Consider the following 19,682-nt stretch of genomic DNA (forward strand, 5'->3'; position numbering starts at 1 on the left):
CTCAGCTGGTAGAGCAATACACTTTTAATGTATGGGTCCTGGGTTCGAGCCCCAGAGGGATCACTTGATGAATTCAAGGTTACTTGAATAAACCACAACTTTAACTTACAAGGAGTTAAAAAGAAAGTTTCGGGGTGTAGCGTAGCCCGGTATCGCGCCTCGTTTGGGACGAGGAGGTCGTAGGTTCGAATCCTGCCACCCCGACTTTATTTAATGTTAGTTTTGGAGTAACTTTACTCTTCACTAATTATCCGGTCCTGTAGCTCAACCGGATAGAGCAACTGCCTTCTAAGCAGTAGGTTTCAGGTTCGAGTCCTGACAGGATCACTACTCAAAAGCGGAATAACGTTCCGCTTTTTATTTTATTAAGATTACCGATTCCTTAGCTCAGCTGGTAGAGCAATACACTTTTAATGTATGGGTCCTGGGTTCGAGCCCCAGAGGGATCACTTTCAAAAAATCTAGCCTGAGGCTAGATTTTTTTTTGTTTATATAAGTTGGGCGAGAAGCCTGTCCCGATGAAGTCGGAGCGAAGCGAGACAATTTCGGGAAGCCCCAGATCACAAGAAAGCAATCCATTTGGGCTGCTTTTCTTATTTTTAGACTACAGTTTTATCTTAAGGCATAGCTCCACGCTCTTTTTTTTAAGAATGCAAACAATTCAGCCACTTACTTGTTTGACAAACAGGCAATTAGTATTATACCCTACAGATCCTACATTAATATTGTAAGTTTTTTCACCATCATTCATCAATTATAATAGCTTGGATACTACCTCGCATTTTATATCTGGTGTTCTAGGTATGTTCCATTAAAACTTAAGCCATTTCAAATACCTAAGTAGTAAATTATCCCGTTTGACTACCTAGTTTTCCTGCTACTGGCTGCAAATTATTTTGTAGCTTATCTATTAAAGACCAATTTAACCTAAACATGTATGAACAATAACCCTGAGCAATTGTATGCTTTTCTGCGATCCATGGGGGACTTTGTGTGGGAAGCTGATATAGATATGCAGCAAATAAATTTCAGTAGAAATGAAGGGACACACATTTTAGGCTTTTCACTGGAAAAATGGAAAGAAATTCCAGGTTTTTGGGAGAGCCGCATCCATCCCGATGATCGTGGAGTGGTCTCTCAATACCGTAACTTAAGAAACAACCCAGGCATCATTCATTCATTTGAGTATCGTATGATCAGTGAAGAAGGGAATATTAAGTGGGTAAAGGATTCTGTCGCCTTGACACATGAGGAAGGCAGACTCCCTTTTCTTAGTGGTATGATGAAGGAGACCACTAATTATCAAAGACTAATTGCCATGGAAGAGTTGGAAAAAAATGTTTTTCGACTTTACATAGATAATTCCCTTAATGAGCTTCTTCTTAGTTACCTGGAAGGATTAGAAACACTGTTTCCACAGATGCATTGTTCTATAATGAAAATTAAAAATGGGCACTTATACGATGGTATTGCCCCTTCTTTGCCTGAGAACTACATGACGGCAATTGAGAATCAACTGATCGGTGAGAATGTTGGGTCATGTGGTTCAGCAGCAGCTTTAAAAAAGCAGGTAATTGTTTCCGATATTTCCACAGATCCTAAGTGGGCTGATTACAGGGAGGCAGCTTTAATTCACGGATTAAAATCCTGCTGGTCAAACCCGGTGATCAGTACTGAAGGCGAGGTCATGGCTACCCTAGCAATGTACTATCATGAGCCTAAAACGCCCACCGTCGACGAACTCCAAGTGATGGAACGCGTGACAGCCTTGTTGCAGATCATTTTAGAGAATAGACAAAAATCAGAAATTATTAGAGAATCCAATTTGCTCATGCTTCAAAGTCAGGAGTTGGCACATTTTGGTAACTGGAATTGGGATATTGAACACAATATTGTGACCTGGTCACCAGCCCTGTACTCCATCTACGGATTGAACAGACATGAATTCAAAGCCACCTTTGAGGGATACCTTGAATTACTCCACCCTGATGATCGTCCCATGGTTCGTGGGATAATTGAGCATGTATTGAAAACCGGAGAAGATAGCGAATTTGAAGAAAGGATAATCCGCCCAAATGGAGAAGAAAGATATCTCCGTTCCTGGGCAAAGCAAAAATTGGATCAGAATGGTAAAGTAATTGGTTTGATTGGGGCTTGTTTAGACAACACGGAAAAGGTCAACAGTATGATGTCTATCAAGCAACAAAACAAAAAATTTAGAGACATAGCATGGTTACAATCTCATGTTATCCGTGCCCCTCTGGCCCGTATCATGGGGCTTGTAAACTTGATCAAAAACACCCCAACTGATGAATTGAAGCAAGGTGAATTACTGGATTTCTTATTAGATTCCGCAAACGAGTTGGATGATCAAATCAGGGTCATTTCACAAAAGGCTGAGATTAGGGATACTGATGAGGAATGAAAGGCTCTGGTGCAAAAGTTTCACTGAGCTAAAATTTATTGTTCGCCTACTAAAATGAGCAGACACTTATATAAAAGTTGTTATCAAATCCACTTTAAGAATAGCAAGGTTTAATCATAAAGAATCACAGTGACCTAAAAAATACAGACTTGGAGCAGTCTGCAGTTTTTTTTCAAGGCATATCACCCCATAAGAGACAATTGCATTCATCCAATAACGCTTGCGATTCCACCGAAATATGCTGATTGTTGAAGCATGAAAAACCTCCTGCTACTTTGTGGTATTGCATTACTATTGGCTTCCTGCGAAAAACCTGCGTCAGACGCACATTTCTATGATTCCGGAATCTCATCTGAGTTAGCCCAATTCCGAAAACTACAAGTATCAGACATTCATTACGACTTGACTTTTGAAATTCCTGCGGAAAAGTCGGCTTCAATTCCATCTAGTTTGTTATTGGAAGTTGAAATCTCTGATCTTTCACATCCATTGATTCTAGATTTCAACGAGGAATCTTCTCATCTGCTTTCTCTCGAGGTAAATGGAAAGAAAACAGAGATCGATCATAGGAACCAACACTTGGTTATCCCTAAGGAATCACTGATAAAAGGAAGCAATGCTATCGCCATAAAATTTATAGCAGGCGAGCTATCGCTCAATAGAAATGACGACTTCCTTTATACCCTATTAGTTCCAGACCGAGCCAGCACGCTTTTTCCGTGTTTTGATCAGCCAAATTTAAAAGCAAACTACTCGCTGACGATTACTGCTCCCAGAGATTGGAAAGTCCTGGCAGGAGCACCAGAAGTAGCTTCTGAGGAAAATGGTGAGTTTGTCACTCATCGCTTTTCCAAATCAGATTTGATGAGCACGTATCTGTTTTCCTTTGTGGCGGGCAAATTTGAAGAGGCAAGGTCAGATTCTGACTTTCCACAAACCATGCTTTACCGCGAAACCAATCCTGAAAAAATAGAAGCCAGCATTCCCGAACTCTTTACTTTACATCAAAAGGCAAAGGAATTCTTAGAAGAATATACCGCCTACCCTTTCCCATTTCAGAAGCTTGATTTTGCCACTATTCCCATTTTTCAATATGGCGGAATGGAGCATGTCGGAGCAATTCAATACCGGGAGTCCTCACTTTTCTTAGATGAAAATGCTACTGACTCGGAGCTATTGAGCCGGGCAAAGTTGATTGGCCATGAGACTGCTCACATGTGGTTTGGAGATTTGGTGACTATGGATTGGTTTGAGGATGTTTGGATGAAGGAAGTTTTTGCAAACTTCATGGCTGGCAAACTTGTCAATCCCACCTACCCTAATATCAATCACGAGCTTTCATTTCTTACCAACCATTATCCTTCTGCCTATGGAGAAGACCGTACGAAAGGAACAAACCCAATTAAGCAAAAATTAGCCAACCTGAAGGACGCTGGCTCACTTTATGGAAGCATTATCTATGAAAAGGCTCCGATCATGATGCGACAGCTGGAAACGGCAATGGGAGAAGCGGCCTTTCAAAAAGGCATTCAGAAATACATCAAAACCTTTGCTCATGGAAATGCCGATTGGAATGATCTAGTGGAAATTCTGGATGAAAACACAGAAATGGATCTTCAGCAATGGAGTGAAGTCTGGGTAAATCAATCCGGAAGACCTATCCTTTCTGATAAAATCGAGCTCGCAAATGATGGAACAATCAGCTCTTTTGTAATTACACAAAACGCAGAGGATGGTTCAGACAAAATCTGGCCTCAGCTTTTTGACATTACCTTTTTCTACCCTGAGGGAAGTAAAACCTTTTCGGTTTCTATGGTTGAAAAAACTCTGGATTTGAAAGAAGCTATAGGTGCAAAACAACCTTCAGCTATTCTTTACAACAGCAATGGTTTAGGTTATGGCGTTTTTCCTTTGGATCAAGCTTCTCTGTCAAACATCCCTTCGCTCGCGGATGAAGTGATGCGCGGACAATCCTACATCAACTTATTTGAGAACACACTTTCAGGGAACATCGAGCCAATGTTGGCTTTTGAGACTTTTCAAAAGGGAATTGAACTTGAAGAAAATGAAATACTTTCAAGATTGATTTCTGGAGAACTCAGCACTATTTTCTGGAAATACCTTAATGATGATCAGCGGGCACAAGTCCTTCCAGGTTTGGAAAGCCAACTTTGGAGTCAATTGCAAAAGGACCTTAGTACCAATCTAAAGAAAACTATCTTCTCACTTTATAGTGGAATTGCTTATTCACCAATTGGTCAGGATCGATTGTATTCAGTTTGGAAAAAAGAAGTTGAGATCAAAGACCTAAAACTCAACCCAGACAATTTCACCGGTTTGGCAATGACTTTAGCGCTGTATGGTCACCCAAAAGCAAATGAAATTTTAATTGAAGAACGATCCAGAATCAGCAATCCAGATAAACTTGACCGCTTTGACTTTCTTCTCCCAGCTTTATCACAAAATGAATCTGAAAGAGACACTTTCTTTGAATCATTTAAAGAAGCTGACAATCGGGAAAAAGAATCCTGGGTATTATCGGCTTGTAGCTATATTCACCATCCGCTGAATCAGAATTCAGCAATCAAGCACCTTCCGCTCGCTTTGGACTTATTGGAAGACATTCAGAAGACTGGAGACATCTTTTTCCCAAAGAGATGGATGTCGGTTACTGCTGGGCAATACACCTCGCCTGAGGCTGCTAAAATCGTCTCTGGGTTTTTAGATAAAAACCCAGACTACAACCCAATCCTGAAAAGCAAAATTTTGCAGGCCACGGATGATTTGATGCGTGCTCAAGAAATAAAGCAATAATTAGAAATCCAATGGATCAAGGTGCTTAAAATGTCCATTTTGTTTGATCTTCTCTTTGGCTTGCTCAGCCGCTTTTAGAGCGGGTATAATTCTCTTAAAGTGCTTAATTAGAAACTCTGTTCGTTCAGCTTCCGAAGGAAGTTTGATTAGCTCCAATTCTTCTTCCAGTTTGAGACCGATTTTATGAGAAAAAGAAAATGAATCTACGTCTGCAGGATTAAAGCTCACATCGTAATGCAGTAAATGAAGCATTTCCCTGAGATAAAAAATATACTCATGATGCAAAAAGTCCGGGACCCTGAGATCATCTTCCAGCCACTCGATAGCACCTGCGGCATATCCTTTATTAGGGGAAGGATTGTCAAAGGTTGCAATTTTAAAAACACGCTGGCCTATTGTTTTAATATCCATTCTACCGTCTTCATACCTGGTATGAATTTCATCCAACTTCACTTCAGTGCCATATCCGGAAAGCTGATCAATGAAAGTACAAACCCCAAAAGTCAAACCACCTTCCTCTACATCTTTGATCAACTCTTTGTATCGAGGCTCAAATATGTGAAGGTTCAGTTCTTCTCCTGGAAATACTACCAGTTTCAATGGAAAAAAAGGAAGGATCATAGAAGTGCTTTTTTAATACAACGTATATAGCCCCATTTTTTGTTTTCCTCGATAATGAAAAAAGCCGATCCTAAGATCGGCTTTCATGTATATTTTGAGAATTACTTGTTCTTATTTGCTAGCGATGAAGCTTACCAAGTCGATTACTTTGTTAGAGTAACCCCACTCGTTGTCATACCAAGAAACCACTTTCAAGAACGTATCAGAAAGCTGGATACCTGCGCCTGCATCGAAAATAGAAGTTCTAGGATCTCCAAGGAAATCGTTAGAAACCACATCGTCTTCAGTGTAACCAAGAACACCTTTCATAGTAGTCTCAGAAACTTCTTTCATTTTAGCACAAACCTCAGCGTAAGTAGCTGGCTTTTTCAATCTAACTGTCAAATCGACAACAGAAACATCCGGAGTAGGAACTCTGAATGCCATACCAGTCAATTTACCGTTAAGCTCAGGAATTACTTTACCTACCGCTTTAGCAGCTCCTGTAGATGAAGGGATGATGTTTTGACCAGCGCCACGTCCACCTCTCCAGTCCTTCGCAGAAGGTCCGTCAACAGTTTTCTGAGTAGCAGTAGTCGCGTGAACTGTAGTCATCAAACCTTCTTCGATTCCCCAGTTATCATTCAATACTTTGGCGATTGGAGCCAAGCAGTTTGTAGTACAAGAAGCATTAGATACGAATACCATGTCAGAAGTGTAAGAATCTTCGTTTACACCCATTACAAACATCGGCGTATCATCTTTAGATGGAGCAGACATTACTACTTTCTTTGCACCTGCATCGATGTGACCTTGAGCAGTTTCTTTAGTCAAGAAAATACCTGTTGATTCGATTACATAATCAGCTCCTACTTCACCCCACTTAAGGTTTGCTGGGCTTTTTTCGGAAGTAACACGAATGCTATTTCCATTCACTACCAATGCGCCGTCTTTTACCTCTACAGTACCTTTGAAGTTACCGTGAGTAGAGTCATACTTAAGCATATAAGCCATGTAGTCTACGTCGATCAAATCGTTGATCGCTACTACTTGGATATCTTCTCTTTCTTGTGCAACTCTGAACGCCAAACGTCCGATTCTTCCGAATCCGTTGATTCCAACTTTAATCTTGCTCATATTTATTTTGATTTGAGTATAGGTTTGATTCCTAAAATCCCTTTAGCGGGTATGCCACTTTTGGCTAAAAATCCCTGAGGGATGGCTAAGTTATTACATTTATTTGGCTAGCCCAAACTATCTGTTGAGGCTCGTCAAATCTTCTTGTATTCAATCGATTTCGAAGAAAAATAATTCCATAAAAATTTTGAAAAAATCAGTTTTACAATGCTTTTGCCTATTTTGAAGCCTTACTTAAGCAATTTTTAATGTTTGAAAAAGCAATTCTCGAAACTGCCGGCTACACCCGAGCAATTCATTCTATCTCCAGAAATTTTGGAAGTACTCAAATTGAAAGAGGTGCTGCTACGCTTTTTTTTGTAAACCAGGAAGGCTATGCACTCACCTGTAAGCATGTCGCTCAGTGGCTATCTCAAGCAGATCAAATCAACCAGAAGTATAACAACTATTTACAGCAAGGCAAAGATCTTAGCGGGGGACAACGTTCTGCTTTAGCCAAAAAACTAGGTTTAAAACCTGATGCTACTTCCGAGATGCGGGTAACCTTTGTAGACTGTGTGGATCAGATCAAAAACATGAGGTTTTTTATTCATCCAGAATACGACCTGGCTTTGATCAAGTTTGAAGGTTTTGAGAAAACGCTATTCACCAATGTTCCAAAATTCAAGAAAGATCATTCCGAAATCAATCCCGGCGCGATGTTGTGCAGACTTGGTTTTCCTTTTCCTGAGTTTTCAAACTATCAGCTAAACACCCAAAAGCAATCTCTTGAATGGACAAGCACTGGAGCGATGCGCTCTCCCCGATTCCCAATCGAAGGAATGCTCACTCGCTTTCTCGGAGATAAAAAAGGAAAAGTCTATGGAATGGAAATGAGTACGCCTGGCCTAAGAGGACAAAGTGGCGGTCCGCTATTTGATGCCAGCGGAAAAGTATGCGGGATGCAGAGCCGAACCAAGCATTTACACTTGGGTTTTGACATCGAGGAAAAAGCAATAATTGCCCACGGCAAAGCCAAAAAAGTAAATAATTACGCATTTATCCATTTAGGTGAATGCATTCATGTCTCCGTGATCAAGGAATTTATGCGAGCGAATAATGTGAGTTTTGAGGAAGAGTAGGCGATTTCGGATTTCGGAGTTTTGATTTCGGGTTTAAAAAAACCAAAGACTTAAATCTTACAATTTCATTATAACTAAAAAAAGCCATCCGATTTCTCAGATGGCTTCCTGTATTTTTAAAGTTCTCTTAAACCAAGGTTACTATCACTTCGTTCAGGGTTGCACTTGGTCTCATCGCCTGAGAAGCCAATGCTGCATCTGGTCTGAAGTATCCACCGATATTCAGCGGAGTACCTTGAGAGCTATTCAACTCATGCACGATCACTTGCTCATTTGCTTCCAAAGCTGTCGCAAGTGTAGTGAATTTGGCCTTCAACTCAGCATCTTTGTTTTGCGCAGCAAGTGCCTGCGCCCAGTATAGTGCCAAGTAGAAATGACTTCCTCGGTTATCTAGTTTACCGACTACTCTAGCTGGAGACTTATCGTTTTCCAACCATTTGCCAGTTGCCTGATCTAGCGTTTCTGCTAGTAACAAAGCTTTGTCATTATGGAATGTTTGTCCCAAATGCTCTAGGGAAACCGCCAGTGCAAGGAATTCACCAAGGGAATCCCAACGCAAATGACCTTCAGTCACAAATTGCTCTACGTGCTTAGGTGCAGATCCACCAGCTCCAGTTTCAAACAATCCTCCTCCATTCATCAATGGAACGATTGAAAGCATTTTGGCAGAAGTACCCAATTCCAAAATCGGGAACAAATCTGTAAGGTAATCTCTCAACACATTTCCAGTCACCGAGATCGTATCCATACCTTCTTTAATTCTAGCCAAGGAAAGATTTGTTGCCTCTATTGGAGAAAGAATAGAAATCTCCAATCCAGTCTGATCGTGATCTAATAAATATTTATTTACTTTTTTGATCAGTTCCGCATCATGAGCTCTATTTGGATCCAACCAGAAGATGGCAGGAGTATCAGAAAGTCTAGCTCTCGTTACAGCTAATTTAACCCAATCCTGAATCGGAGCGTCTTTTGTTTGGCACATTCTCCAGATATCTCCAGCTTCCACATCGTGAGAGAAGATTTCTACGCCATTTTGATCCAATACTTTTACAGAGCCAGCGTAAGGAATCTCGAAAGTTTTATCATGGGAACCGTACTCTTCAGCTTTTTGAGCCATCAAACCTACGTTAGGCACAGAGCCCATCGTAGATGGATCAAATGCTCCATGAGCTTTACAGAAGTTGATTGTAGCTTCGTAAACTCCCGCATATGATCTATCTGGAATGATAGCCTTGGTATCCTGAAGCTTACCAGCCTTGTTCCACATCTGACCAGAAGTTCTAATCATCGCAGGCATAGAGGCATCGATAATCACATCACTAGGTACGTGTAGGTTGGTGATTCCTTTATCTGAATTCACCATCGCTAGGTCTGGACTATCAGCAAGACAAGCTGCGATATCCGCTTCAACTTCGGTTCTTTTAGGAATGGAAAGTTTATCAAGATTAGAGATCAAATCTCCAAATCCATTATTTACATCGATTCCTGCTTCATTGAAAGTAGCAATATGCTTCGCAAAAACTGGCTCAAAAAACACCTTCACCGCATGACCAAAGATGATAGGATCTGACACCTTCATCATCGTTGCTTTCATGTGTATGGAGAATAGGACACCTTGCTGCTTTGCTTCAGCTTTCGCTTTTCTAAGAAATGCTGTCAACGCTGAAATACTCATCGTTGAAGCATCGATCACTTCCCCAGCCTGAATTTTCAACCCAGATTTAAGAATTTCTTTTTGCCCGTCAGCACCATGAAGCTCAATAGAAACAACCGCTTCATCCGCCATGGTATGTGATTTTTCACTTCCGTAAAAATCACCTTCAGTCATGCTATCCACATGAGACTTGGAATCTGCAGACCACTTGCCCATAGAGTGTGGATGCTTTCTAGCATAAGCTTTCACCGCCTGTGGAGCTCTACGGTCAGAGTTACCTTCACGGAGAACTGGGTTCACTGCCGAACCTTTGATTTTATCGTATTTGCCTTTGATGGTCTTTTCCGCATCAGTTTTTGGCTCTTCAGGATAATCAGGAAGAGCGTATCCCTGCGCCTGAAGTTCCTTGATTGCAGCTTTAAGCTGAGGAACAGAAGCAGATATATTTGGAAGCTTTACAATGTTAGCTTCAGGAGTTTTTGCGATGTCACCTAGCTCAGCCAAGGTATCTGGAAGCTGCTGCTCAGGAGTCAAAAACTCAGAGAAATTGGAAATAATTCTACCGGAAAGCGAAATATCACGCGTTTCCACGGATACACCTGCGGACTTAGTGAATGCTTCTACAATTGGTAATAGGGAATACGTAGCCAAAGCCGGAGCTTCGTCAGTTAGCGTATAAAGGATTTTTGGAGTTTGGTTACTCATGGTTTTAAGAATTCTAAAAAGACATGTTATACCCTGAGCCTTCAATTGACCTTAGTTAGGTCAGCTCCATTTCAAACTGTAGTTGGATTGGAAAAAAGAGGAAACAGGGTCTTAAAATATTGGGGCTAAAATACGGAAAATATCCTTGTTTCAAATTCCACTTACGTAAAGTAAGAATCCTTAACAAGTTAGCTTATTGAACAGAAAAATTATCGGAATCCATCCAAGCTGGAAACTTCTCCCGGTAGGAATCTAAAGCTTCTCTATCTAAGGTGATTATGCTGATTTTCTCCTCCTCTCCCAGAAACTCAAACGAATTTCCCTTGAAATCATAGGTAGCAGAATGTCCATTGTACATGATCCCATTACCATCTTCTGCTACCCGATTAACACCGATAGAATAAGCGAGATTCTCAATAGCCCTAGCGGGCAAAAGTGCATCCCAAGCGGAAACTCGGGCCGCAGGCCAAGACGCTACATAAAAAATCAGATCGTATGCCAGCTCCCCATCAATCATTCTATTTCTAGACCAAACTGGAAATCTTAGATCATAACAAACCTGAGGGCAGATCTTCCATCCTTTCAACTCAAAAATTGGCAATCTTTCTCCTGCAGAAAAAAACTGATCTTCATCCGCCATCCGAAAAAGATGTCGCTTGTCATAATGCTGAATCATACCGTCAGGACTCACCCAGAGCAAGCGGTTATAATATTTTCCGTCCACCTGGATGATCGCACTTCCGGCGATTGTAACATTCTTTTGTGAAGCCATCTGTCGCATCCACTTGCATACATTCAGATTCATTGGCTCAGCCAACTCAACGGCATCCATGCTAAATCCTGTCGGGAACATTTCCGGAAGGATAATCAAATCTACCCCATTGTCTATCTCCCACATTTTTTCTTCCAGCATCGCCAGATTTGCCACCTTATCTTTCCAATAAAGTTTTGTCTGTACCAGTGCTATGTTGAGTTGTGGAGATTTTATCATTTGAGAGGATATATCATACGGTAATCAGTGGAAACTTTACCTTTACTCACATCGATCAATTTGGATTTCACCAAGCGTTTTTTCAGACCCTTTAGGTAATCTATAAAAAGGACTCCTTCTAGGTGATCATATTCATGTTGAATTACGCGAGCAGTCATTCCAGAGAATTCTTCTTCCTTCAGATTCCAGTTTTCATCGTAGTATTCGATGGTCAATGTTTCAGGGCGGGTAATTTCTGCGCGAACCTCTGGAATACTCAAGCAGCCTTCTTCGAAGCTGTAATCATCCCCATATTCATCCAGAATAATTGGATTGATAAACGCCCGACGAATACCGACTTCTTCATCATCCTCATCTAGCATTAATGTACTGTCAATCACAAATAGACTAATTCCCTGATTGATTTGAGGTGCTGCGAGACCCACGCCACTGGCATTGTCCATCGTTGCAAACATATTTTTGATCAGCTCATCGAGCTCGGTTCCTTCGGTAATTTCCTCAGCTTCTTTTTTCAGAATGGGGTTACCGTAAGCAACTATTGGGTAAATCATTGTCTCTCTAAATAGGATTGTAGAATAATTGCCGCACTTACCTTATCCAGGTTTCCGGCTTTTTCTTTTCTGTCTTTCTTTTTACTTCCCATGGAAATCATGCTTTGCATGGCCATTTTAGAAGTGAACCGCTCATCAACGAGTTCTATTTTTTTTTCAGGAAAAGCCTTTGAAAGCCGATCCTTCATCGTAATCACTTTTGGAGTCATCTCATTATCCTGCCCATTCAATCGGGTTGGATAACCCAAAACCAATGTATCCACCTCTTCCTTTTCACAGTACCTTTTTAGATAATCGAGTAAAGCCGAAGTCTCAATAGTCTCCAAGGGATTAGCTAACATTTTCAAGGTATCGGTAACAGCCAGGCCGGTTCTTTTGGTTCCCAGATCAATTGCGAGTATTCTGGGCATCAGTTTTTTCTGGTTTTTTTCTTGATTTGGCGCAAAGCTTCCCTTTCCAGCTCTACAGCTTTAGGGAAAAGAAGTTCGTCTTCGATTTTTGCATGAATCCTAAGCTCTTGCTCGAAGTTCTGCAATTCGTGATACAACACTTTCATAGTAAGTGGTGCTTCCGGATCTAAGGAATAATCCGCTGTCAGCTTCCTGATCCCTTCCATCTCATCGTCGTGAATTTCATGCTGATCAGCTAGCATATGAATTGGGTCTCTTTCCAGAATAGTAATGGCATCGATCAATGAAAACCTGTTTTCTTCAATATCCTGAAGCAACTCGATTCTTTTGAATAGCCTGCTCTCTTCCTCATGAATATGATGGATAAAATCCTCCACAAAAAGTGGAAACATAATCCTAAGGTCTGCCATCAAGGCAGCATACTGAGGTTCTGGAGCTATTCCTGAAATAATATTGGAAAGAAAAGGTAATTCTTGTCGTACGAAATAGTAGTGCTTTTTCTTCAGATAAGCCACTAAAACTTCGATGGGATTCAGGTACAGCTCCTCGTTTGTTGGTTCCTTACGCTGAGCCCAAGACTCCAACTCCAAACTCAGCTGACTAGCATGTACTTTATGCTTTTTGCAAACTACCTCGAGGGACTGCGTAGGATATTGGTAAAAGCTGATTCCGAAGTAATGAAGCACTGAAGCAAAGACATAGTTTTCAGAAACTAAGTCTCCTACAAGAGCCTTTTCAAAATCATCACCGGATCGCATGTTGCAAAAATAATTTTTTTTAACAGAAAAAAGGGGAATAAATTGAGCCATTATGCCATTCACTCGTATAAACATTTGTTAGCTTTATCAAAATACTGTTCTAAAAGCAGTCATTTTTAGATAATTTAGAATAACAATAAAGACAATAACCAACTGAAAGAGAAAGCCGTGAGCGAGACAAAAAATACAAAATCCCAAATACGCCTTCCAATTATTCTGGCATTGGCCATATCAGCAGGTATCTGGATTGGGGCAACCTTTGCAGAACCTAAAGGAAATCAAAATGACCTGAGAGCTGCTCTTTATAAGATGCAGGAGATCATGACTTTTGTCAATAGAGATTATGTCGATAGCGTCAATACCAATGAATTGGTAGAATATGGCATTAATAAAATGCTTGAGCATCTTGATCCACACTCCAGCTACATCCCCGCTAAAGATGCATCCATCGTGCAATCACAGCTTGATGGCGAATTCGATGGTATCGGAGTAGAATTCGGAATTATACGAGATACTATTTATGTGGTGGCTCCACTTACCGGTGGTCCTTCAGAAGCACTTGGCATTCAGTCAGGTGATCAAATCATCCGAGTTGATGGAGAAAATATGGCCGGTGTAGGTGTGACTAACCGTGATGTGTTCGAAAAACTTCGAGGTCCGAAAGGCTCAGAAGTGGTAGTGGACATGAAACGAAAAAACCAAAAGGATCTGATCGAGTATAAAATCACACGTGACAAAATTCCTCAATACAGCATCAATGCATCCTATATGGTTAATGATGAAATTGGATACATTAAAGTAACCCGTTTTGCGGCTACTACTTACGATGAGTTCAAAGAATCCATCTATGACCTGCAGAGCAAAGGCATGAAAAAATTGGTGATCGACCTTCAAGGAAATCCTGGAGGATACATGGGAGCTGCGATTAATATGGCTGATGAGCTCTTAGGTCAGAAAGCACTAATTGTATCTCAAGAAGGAAAAGTAGACCAATACAACCAAAAAGCATACGCATTCAAACCAGGTATGTTTGAAGAAGGTCCAGTAATCGTGCTGGTAAACGAAGGATCTGCATCTGCTTCGGAAATCCTTGCTGGAGCTATCCAAGATAACGATCGTGGTCTCATCGTAGGAAGAAGATCCTTCGGAAAAGGCTTGGTACAATTACCAATTGATCTTTCTGATGGTGCGGAATTGAGATTGACAATAGCAAGGTATTACACTCCTTCTGGTAGATCTATTCAAAAACCATATACTGCAGACTACGAGGCATATGAAAGTGATTTCGTGAATCGATATAAGCATGGAGAGTTTTTCTCGGCAGACAGCATCACATTCAATGATAGCTTGAAATATGAAACCGTGAAAGGCCGAACTGTATACGGTGGTGGTGGAATTATGCCGGATTACTTTGTGCCCTTGGATACTACCATGTCTTCCGCTTATGTTAGTAGACTCTTCAATTCGGATTCGTCTAGAGAGTTTATTCTAGATTTCGTAAATGAAAACAAATCCAAATTTGAAGACATGAGTTTAGATCAATACTACACTGACTATACAGTGAGTGATGCGATGCTAAATGAATTGGTAGAATATGGCAAGAAAAACAAGGTTGATTTTGATGCGAAGGACTTTAACAAGTCCAAAGAATATCTTAAAATCCTCGTAAAAGCACACTTGGGAAGACAGCTTTACGATGATAGCGCTTTCTACAAAGTAGTCAATGATATCAACGAGGTTTATCTCCAAGCCATCAAGTTGTTTGATGAGGCAGAGAAAATAGCAATGGCTACAGACCTACACAATGAAGAATAAGAGAAACTAATAAATCAAAAAAAGAAAGCATCTGCCTCGGTAGATGCTTTCTTTTTTTAAATCAGTTAATGTTTTCAATCTATCTGCAAATGCATTAACATTAGGATATAAAAACATTAACTGATTCAAGAAACTATGAAAGCCATATTCACCTTTTTATTAGTAGGAATAACTATGAGCACTTTTGCCCAGATCAAAGTCAATCACATTGCTGTTCATGTAAGTGATCTAAAATCCAGTAAGGAATTTTATCAGAAAATCGTGGGATTGGAAGAAATTGAAGAGCCTTTCAAAGATGGCGTACATGCTTGGTATGATATCGGTGGCGGTGCAGCCTTACATATAATTGAGGCAGCAAATGTTCCCACTCAGATCTCCAAAGTGAATCACCTGTGCTTCAGCATGGAAGACATGGATGCGTTCATCAAAACTTTAGAAACTACAGATTATCCTTTTGAAAGCTGGCTTGGAGAAAAGGGGAAAGTAACAATTCGTGTAGATGGAATCCGTCAAATATACATTCAAGACCCCGATGGACTTTGGCTCGAGATCAATGATGACTATTAAGGCGTATGCTTATCCGATAATTTCCTACGAATTTTGAGTCTTATTTGCTGTGTAGCTTGCGATTTGGCGCATGTCTCAGACTTGAACCAATTAAGACAGAAGTAACTTTTCGGTTAAAAAAATTGATAAAAAAACCCGGACTCTCATCCGGGTTTTTGCTTCTTTAGTCCTCGTATATTTTCTGAGGCCAGCTATCATTTCCAAGATTCACATCCGGAAGAAGCTTATCAGGATCCACAACTACTGCAGTTACTTTTTTCTCCGTCTTCAGTAAATAATTCCAGGTATCACCTCTTTCCCATATTTCTACAGGAAGCATTTTCCGCTCGGTGGTACCGTCATCAAATGTAATCTCCATCAAAACAGGCATTGGGATATCGCCTTTATTTGCCAATACGACTACATAATTCCCAGCATAAGGAATGACAGCACTTACACCAAGATCAATATTACCGGTGCCGTAGAACCATCCTTGCCAGAACCATGAAAGGTTCTCGCCTGCAACATTTTCCATGTGATTGAAGAAATCTGTAGGCTGTGGATGCTTGTATGCCCAGGTTTTGATGTAAGACTTAAATGCATTGTCAAAGCGCTCGTGACCAAGGATGTATTCACGAAGCATCAACAAGCCCATTGCTGGCTTGTTATAAGCCAACATACCTAGGTTGCTGATATTTACTACGTCTGGATAAGTATCGATTCCTTCTCTTGTCTCGCTTGTAAAGAAATTCATATATCTACGAGTTTGGTTCAAATTGGAAGGATATTCTCCTTCATTGAAAGCCAGCGTGCTGTAGTGGTTGATGAAGGTATTGAAACCTTCGTCCATCCATGCGTAACGACGCTCGTTGGTACCTACGATCATTGGGAACCAGTTGTGACCAAACTCGTGATCCGTTACTCCCCAAAGTCCTTCGCCTTTGGAATTATAGCTACAGAAGTTCAAGCCTGGATATTCCATACCACCTATGTCTGCTGCCACGTTGGTTGCGGTAGCATAAGGAAATTCAAACCACTTCTCAGAATAATGCTCAATGGAAGCTTTGCTATATTCTGTTGATCTTGACCAAGCTTCCTGTCCATTTGATTCTTTAGGATAAACAGACTGAGCCAAAATTTTCTTTCCGCTAGGCAAGTTGATTTTTGACGCATCCCAGATAAATGCCTTGGAAGTAGCAAAAGCCACATCACGGCTATTTTGGATTGCAAAGTGCCAAGTGACAGTTCCGTCTTGCTTTGGTCTGGTCAATTCAGTATTGCCCAGCTCTTCTGCAGTGATCATCATTACAGTAGTATCGCTATCTTTTGCTTTAGCGTAGCGATTCTGAAGTTCTTTACTCAATACTTCTTTTGGATTCAAAAGCTCACCAGAACCTACCACAATGTGATCATAAGGCACAGTAACTTTGTAATCAAAATCTCCATACTCGAGATAAAACTCTCCAGCTCCTAAGTACGGTTCAACATTCCAACCTTCCACGTCATCGAATACGGCTACTTTAGGATACCACTGAGCAAAAGCATAAATCCAACCATCTTCCACTTCTAGCCTTCCCATTCTGTCCATTCCTTCTACCGGAACTTTGAATGAAAAATCCATAGAAACAGTCGCGATACCACCTTTGGCTGGGATTGGCTCATTGAACCAAACCTGCATTCTGGTGTCAGAATCAATGTGCTTGGTAGAAACTGATCCCTTGGATCCCACTTTCGCCTGAAGATTAGTCACATCAAACCCACCATCAGTATCTCCATTGTAGCGATTTCCTTGGATCGGAGTAGTCAGCGTACCTCTGGAATCTTCGGTAAACCTATTCTGCTCCATTTGCATCCAGATGAAATCTAGAGCCTCAGGGCTGTTATTGGTATAAGTAAGTGTAATGTTACCAGAAAGGGTGTGTAACGAATCATCCAGAGTGACCGCTATTTGATAATCTGCTTTATTTTGCCAATAACCCACATTAGGTTTTCCTGAGGCAGAGCGAGTGTATGTGCCCTTTCGGTTAATGAATTCACCAAACTGTTCTTGGTTGTTTTCTTTTACTTCCTGAGCAAAAGAACTACTGATTCCTGAGAGCATCGCTCCAGCGAAAAGCAGCTTAACTATAATTTTCCTACTCATGTTATTTTGTTGATTTAGTTTCAAAAGTAAGAATTGCGTCTTGAAGCTCCAGTATATTTTACACGACAGTCTGCTCTTTAACGAATTTTTAGAAATATATCCTTATTGGAAAAAGCATATTTTCAGTCCATTTTTGGGCTACTATTTACAAGTAACCCATGCAAAAACTAGTACTACTTTTGTCTTCAATGGCATTTTGTTTTAGCGTAAATGCCCAGACAGACACGACTACCCAAGATTTAGGAGAAGTTTTGATTCATGAAAACAGGATACAGATCCCTTTTTCCAAGCAAAGCAAAAATATCTCTCTGGTGAGTAAGCTCCAGCTCGAAACCACTCCTGCGAGAAGTTTAGCCGAAGTATTATCATATGTGCCAGGTGTGGACATTCGGCAAAGAGGCGTTACTGGCGTGCAATCTGATGTGAGTATCCGTGGAGGATCTTTTGAGCAAACGCTGATGCTGCTAAACGGCATCAAACTCAGCGATCCGCAAACAGGCCATCACATGATGAACATACCTGTCCCGCTGGTGAATATCGATAGAGTTGAAGTACTGAAAGGCCCTGCGTCCAGAGTTTTTGGTCAAAATGCTTACGCAGGCGCTATCAATGTAATTACTGAATTGAGTGATAAAAAATACGCCAGAGTACAAGGATATGCTGGCGACTTTGGAATGAAAGGAATCAACTTTGCAGGCTCCCTTCCAGTAGGGAATTACAGACAAAATCTAGCTATCTCTTACGATGATTCGAATGGACATTGGTACAACTCTGACTATCAAGTGAGCAATATCTTTTACGAGGGCGGTTACAATCTCAATGAAAAAAATGAGCTCAAGGGCATGATTGCTTACACAGATAGAAGTTTTGGTGCCAACGGTTTTTATAGCAGCGCATTCCCAGATCAGTGGGAAAGCGTACAGACTACTCTTTCTTCCTTGAGTCATACTTTTACCTTGGACAACTTCTACCTGAACACAAGAGGATATTTCAGAAGAAACAAAGATCAGTATGTTTTGAAGAGAAATGAACCTTCCTTCTATCAAAACTTCCACACAACAGATGTATACGCTTTGGAAGCAAACGGGAATTTTGAAACAAAACTTGGCACAACAGGCTTTGGAGTAGAAACTAGAAAAGAGGCAATAGAAAGCACTAACCTTGGAAACCGTGACCGCGTCTTGACTGGAATCTTCTTAGAACAACTAGTCAATTTTGGTTCAAAAGTAGATTTGCGCGCCGGAGTTTATTCGAACTACTACTCTGAATATGGCTGGAAACATTTCCCAGGAGCTGAACTTGGTGTTCAAGCGACAACTGACCTTAGGCTTTATTCAGGGTATGCGATAAGTTACCGTATCCCTACTTACAACGATTTGTACTACGTAGGTCCAACAAATATTGGTAATGATCAACTTCAGCCAGAGCAGGCTCAAAACTTCGAAATCGGCGCAAAATGGTCGAAATCCGGGATTTTTGCAGAGTTGGTTTACTTCTATAGAAGCACAGACAACCTTATTGAATGGACAAGACCTGATGAGGACACGCCATGGCAACCACAGAATTTCAGCGAAGTCAAATTCAACGGAATTGAAGCTTCGCTGAATTATAGAGTAAGTCCAAATGGCAGTACTGTCCGGGTCAAGGAATTTAATCTGTCCTATAACTACATCAATGCTGACTTGATCAATCAACCTGGAATCGAAACTCGCTACGCATTGACTGCTTTGAAAAATCAGGTCATAGGAGGAGTACTAGTAGGGATAGGTCAAAAATTCGAATTGAACACGAAGATGAGATATGTGGAACGCATGAATCAGGACCCATATTTTTTATTGGACATGCGTGCAGATTATAATCGTACAGGAAGAATTGGATTCTTTGCAGAAGCTTCAAACATCACAGATACAGACTATATGGAAGCCGGAACTGTTCAGATGCCTGGACGCTGGTTTCGTGCTGGATTCATGTTGAATTTTGAATAATCAACAAGTACAATTCGAAAAAACGCT

Annotated in this window: 14 protein-coding genes and 3 tRNA genes; 9 read left to right on the plus strand and 8 right to left on the minus strand. The window is 40.8% G+C overall.

Annotation, left to right across the window (positions count from 1 at the left end; all coding sequences use genetic code 11):
- Window positions 1–130: 130 nt before the first annotated feature.
- The 5 genes from AACZ87_RS22465 to AACZ87_RS22485 all read left to right on the plus strand — a co-directional run bounded on the left by AACZ87_RS22465 (window position 131) and on the right by AACZ87_RS22485 (window position 5,239).
- Window positions 131–204: transfer RNA gene (locus AACZ87_RS22465), tRNA-Pro, on the plus strand.
- Between the two features lie 49 nt (window positions 205–253).
- Window positions 254–327, plus strand: a tRNA-Arg gene (locus AACZ87_RS22470).
- A 49-nt stretch (window positions 328–376) separates the two neighbouring features.
- A tRNA-Lys gene (locus tag AACZ87_RS22475) sits at window positions 377–449 on the plus strand.
- A gap of 488 nt (window positions 450–937) precedes the next feature.
- Window positions 938–2,425 (plus strand): PAS domain-containing protein, encoded by a 1,488-nt coding sequence (locus AACZ87_RS22480; RefSeq protein ID WP_339870324.1) that lies wholly within the window; start codon window positions 938–940, stop codon window positions 2,423–2,425.
- A 255-nt stretch (window positions 2,426–2,680) separates the two neighbouring features.
- Entirely contained in the window at window positions 2,681–5,239 is a 2,559-nt protein-coding gene (locus tag AACZ87_RS22485; protein WP_339870326.1) for a M1 family aminopeptidase, read from the plus strand.
- Here AACZ87_RS22485 and AACZ87_RS22490 read toward each other — a convergent pair whose 3' ends face one another.
- Both AACZ87_RS22490 and gap read right to left on the minus strand, forming a co-directional pair.
- Window positions 5,240–5,860, minus strand: a complete 621-nt coding sequence (locus AACZ87_RS22490) for an LON peptidase substrate-binding domain-containing protein (RefSeq protein WP_283411767.1) — start codon at window positions 5,858–5,860, stop codon at window positions 5,240–5,242.
- A 111-nt stretch (window positions 5,861–5,971) separates the two neighbouring features.
- Window positions 5,972–6,976 (minus strand): type I glyceraldehyde-3-phosphate dehydrogenase, encoded by a 1,005-nt coding sequence (gene gap, locus AACZ87_RS22495; protein ID WP_339870329.1) that lies wholly within the window; start codon window positions 6,974–6,976, stop codon window positions 5,972–5,974.
- Window positions 6,977–7,224: 248 nt separating this feature from the next.
- On the opposite strand from gap, the gene AACZ87_RS22500 reads away from it, so the two are divergent.
- Window positions 7,225–8,097, plus strand: coding sequence for a serine protease (locus tag AACZ87_RS22500; RefSeq protein WP_339870330.1), 873 nt, complete (start codon window positions 7,225–7,227; stop codon window positions 8,095–8,097).
- Between the two features lie 127 nt (window positions 8,098–8,224).
- Here the strand turns inward: AACZ87_RS22500 and AACZ87_RS22505 are convergent, their stop codons facing one another.
- The 5 genes from AACZ87_RS22505 to AACZ87_RS22525 all read right to left on the minus strand — a co-directional run bounded on the left by AACZ87_RS22505 (window position 8,225) and on the right by AACZ87_RS22525 (window position 13,166).
- On the minus strand, window positions 8,225–10,456 hold the full coding sequence (locus AACZ87_RS22505; protein WP_339870331.1) for an NADP-dependent isocitrate dehydrogenase: 2,232 nt from the start codon (window positions 10,454–10,456) through the stop codon (window positions 8,225–8,227).
- Between the two features lie 193 nt (window positions 10,457–10,649).
- Window positions 10,650–11,447, minus strand: coding sequence for an amidohydrolase (locus tag AACZ87_RS22510; protein WP_339870332.1), 798 nt, complete (start codon window positions 11,445–11,447; stop codon window positions 10,650–10,652).
- On the minus strand, window positions 11,444–11,998 hold the full coding sequence (gene def, locus AACZ87_RS22515) for a peptide deformylase (RefSeq protein WP_339870333.1): 555 nt from the start codon (window positions 11,996–11,998) through the stop codon (window positions 11,444–11,446). The genes AACZ87_RS22510 and def overlap by 4 nt, the downstream gene beginning before the upstream one ends.
- Window positions 11,995–12,408, minus strand: a complete 414-nt coding sequence (ruvX, locus tag AACZ87_RS22520) for a Holliday junction resolvase RuvX (RefSeq protein ID WP_339870334.1) — start codon at window positions 12,406–12,408, stop codon at window positions 11,995–11,997. Before ruvX ends, def begins: the two co-directional genes overlap by 4 nt.
- On the minus strand, window positions 12,408–13,166 hold the full coding sequence (locus AACZ87_RS22525; protein ID WP_339870336.1) for a hemerythrin HHE cation-binding protein: 759 nt from the start codon (window positions 13,164–13,166) through the stop codon (window positions 12,408–12,410). The genes ruvX and AACZ87_RS22525 overlap by 1 nt, the downstream gene beginning before the upstream one ends.
- Window positions 13,167–13,334: 168 nt before the next feature.
- Here AACZ87_RS22525 and AACZ87_RS22530 point away from each other — a divergent pair, with 168 nt between their 5' ends.
- The gene (locus AACZ87_RS22530) at window positions 13,335–14,981 is read left to right on the plus strand and encodes a S41 family peptidase (protein WP_339870338.1); all 1,647 of its coding nucleotides are present in this window, start codon (window positions 13,335–13,337) and stop codon (window positions 14,979–14,981) included.
- Window positions 14,982–15,116: 135 nt separating this feature from the next.
- Window positions 15,117–15,548, plus strand: a complete 432-nt coding sequence (locus tag AACZ87_RS22535; protein WP_339870340.1) for a VOC family protein — start codon at window positions 15,117–15,119, stop codon at window positions 15,546–15,548.
- 163 nt (window positions 15,549–15,711) lie between these two features.
- On the opposite strand, the gene AACZ87_RS22540 is transcribed toward AACZ87_RS22535, so the two are convergent.
- Window positions 15,712–17,670, minus strand: coding sequence for a M1 family metallopeptidase (locus AACZ87_RS22540; RefSeq protein WP_339870342.1), 1,959 nt, complete (start codon window positions 17,668–17,670; stop codon window positions 15,712–15,714).
- 158 nt (window positions 17,671–17,828) lie between these two features.
- On the opposite strand from AACZ87_RS22540, the gene AACZ87_RS22545 reads away from it, so the two are divergent.
- Window positions 17,829–19,655, plus strand: a complete 1,827-nt coding sequence (locus tag AACZ87_RS22545) for a TonB-dependent receptor (protein WP_339870344.1) — start codon at window positions 17,829–17,831, stop codon at window positions 19,653–19,655.
- Window positions 19,656–19,682 lie beyond the last annotated feature (27 nt).

The sequence above is a fragment of the uncultured Algoriphagus sp. genome (assembly GCF_963974365.1).
Taxonomy (GTDB): Bacteria; Bacteroidota; Bacteroidia; order Cytophagales; family Cyclobacteriaceae; genus Algoriphagus.

Coding starts and splice junctions, on each gene's coding strand:
- AACZ87_RS22480 (WP_339870324.1), top strand. CDS start 938: ATGAACAATAACCCTGAGCAATTGTATGCTTTTCTGCGATCCATGGGG.
- AACZ87_RS22485 (WP_339870326.1), top strand. CDS start 2,681: ATGAAAAACCTCCTGCTACTTTGTGGTATTGCATTACTATTGGCTTCC.
- AACZ87_RS22490 (WP_283411767.1), bottom strand. CDS start 5,860: ATGATCCTTCCTTTTTTTCCATTGAAACTGGTAGTATTTCCAGGAGAA.
- gap (WP_339870329.1), bottom strand. CDS start 6,976: ATGAGCAAGATTAAAGTTGGAATCAACGGATTCGGAAGAATCGGACGT.
- AACZ87_RS22500 (WP_339870330.1), top strand. CDS start 7,225: ATGTTTGAAAAAGCAATTCTCGAAACTGCCGGCTACACCCGAGCAATT.
- AACZ87_RS22505 (WP_339870331.1), bottom strand. CDS start 10,456: ATGAGTAACCAAACTCCAAAAATCCTTTATACGCTAACTGACGAAGCT.
- AACZ87_RS22510 (WP_339870332.1), bottom strand. CDS start 11,447: ATGATAAAATCTCCACAACTCAACATAGCACTGGTACAGACAAAACTT.
- def (WP_339870333.1), bottom strand. CDS start 11,998: ATGATTTACCCAATAGTTGCTTACGGTAACCCCATTCTGAAAAAAGAA.
- ruvX (WP_339870334.1), bottom strand. CDS start 12,408: ATGCCCAGAATACTCGCAATTGATCTGGGAACCAAAAGAACCGGCCTG.
- AACZ87_RS22525 (WP_339870336.1), bottom strand. CDS start 13,166: ATGCGATCCGGTGATGATTTTGAAAAGGCTCTTGTAGGAGACTTAGTT.
- AACZ87_RS22535 (WP_339870340.1), top strand. CDS start 15,117: ATGAAAGCCATATTCACCTTTTTATTAGTAGGAATAACTATGAGCACT.
- AACZ87_RS22540 (WP_339870342.1), bottom strand. CDS start 17,670: ATGAGTAGGAAAATTATAGTTAAGCTGCTTTTCGCTGGAGCGATGCTC.
- AACZ87_RS22545 (WP_339870344.1), top strand. CDS start 17,829: ATGCAAAAACTAGTACTACTTTTGTCTTCAATGGCATTTTGTTTTAGC.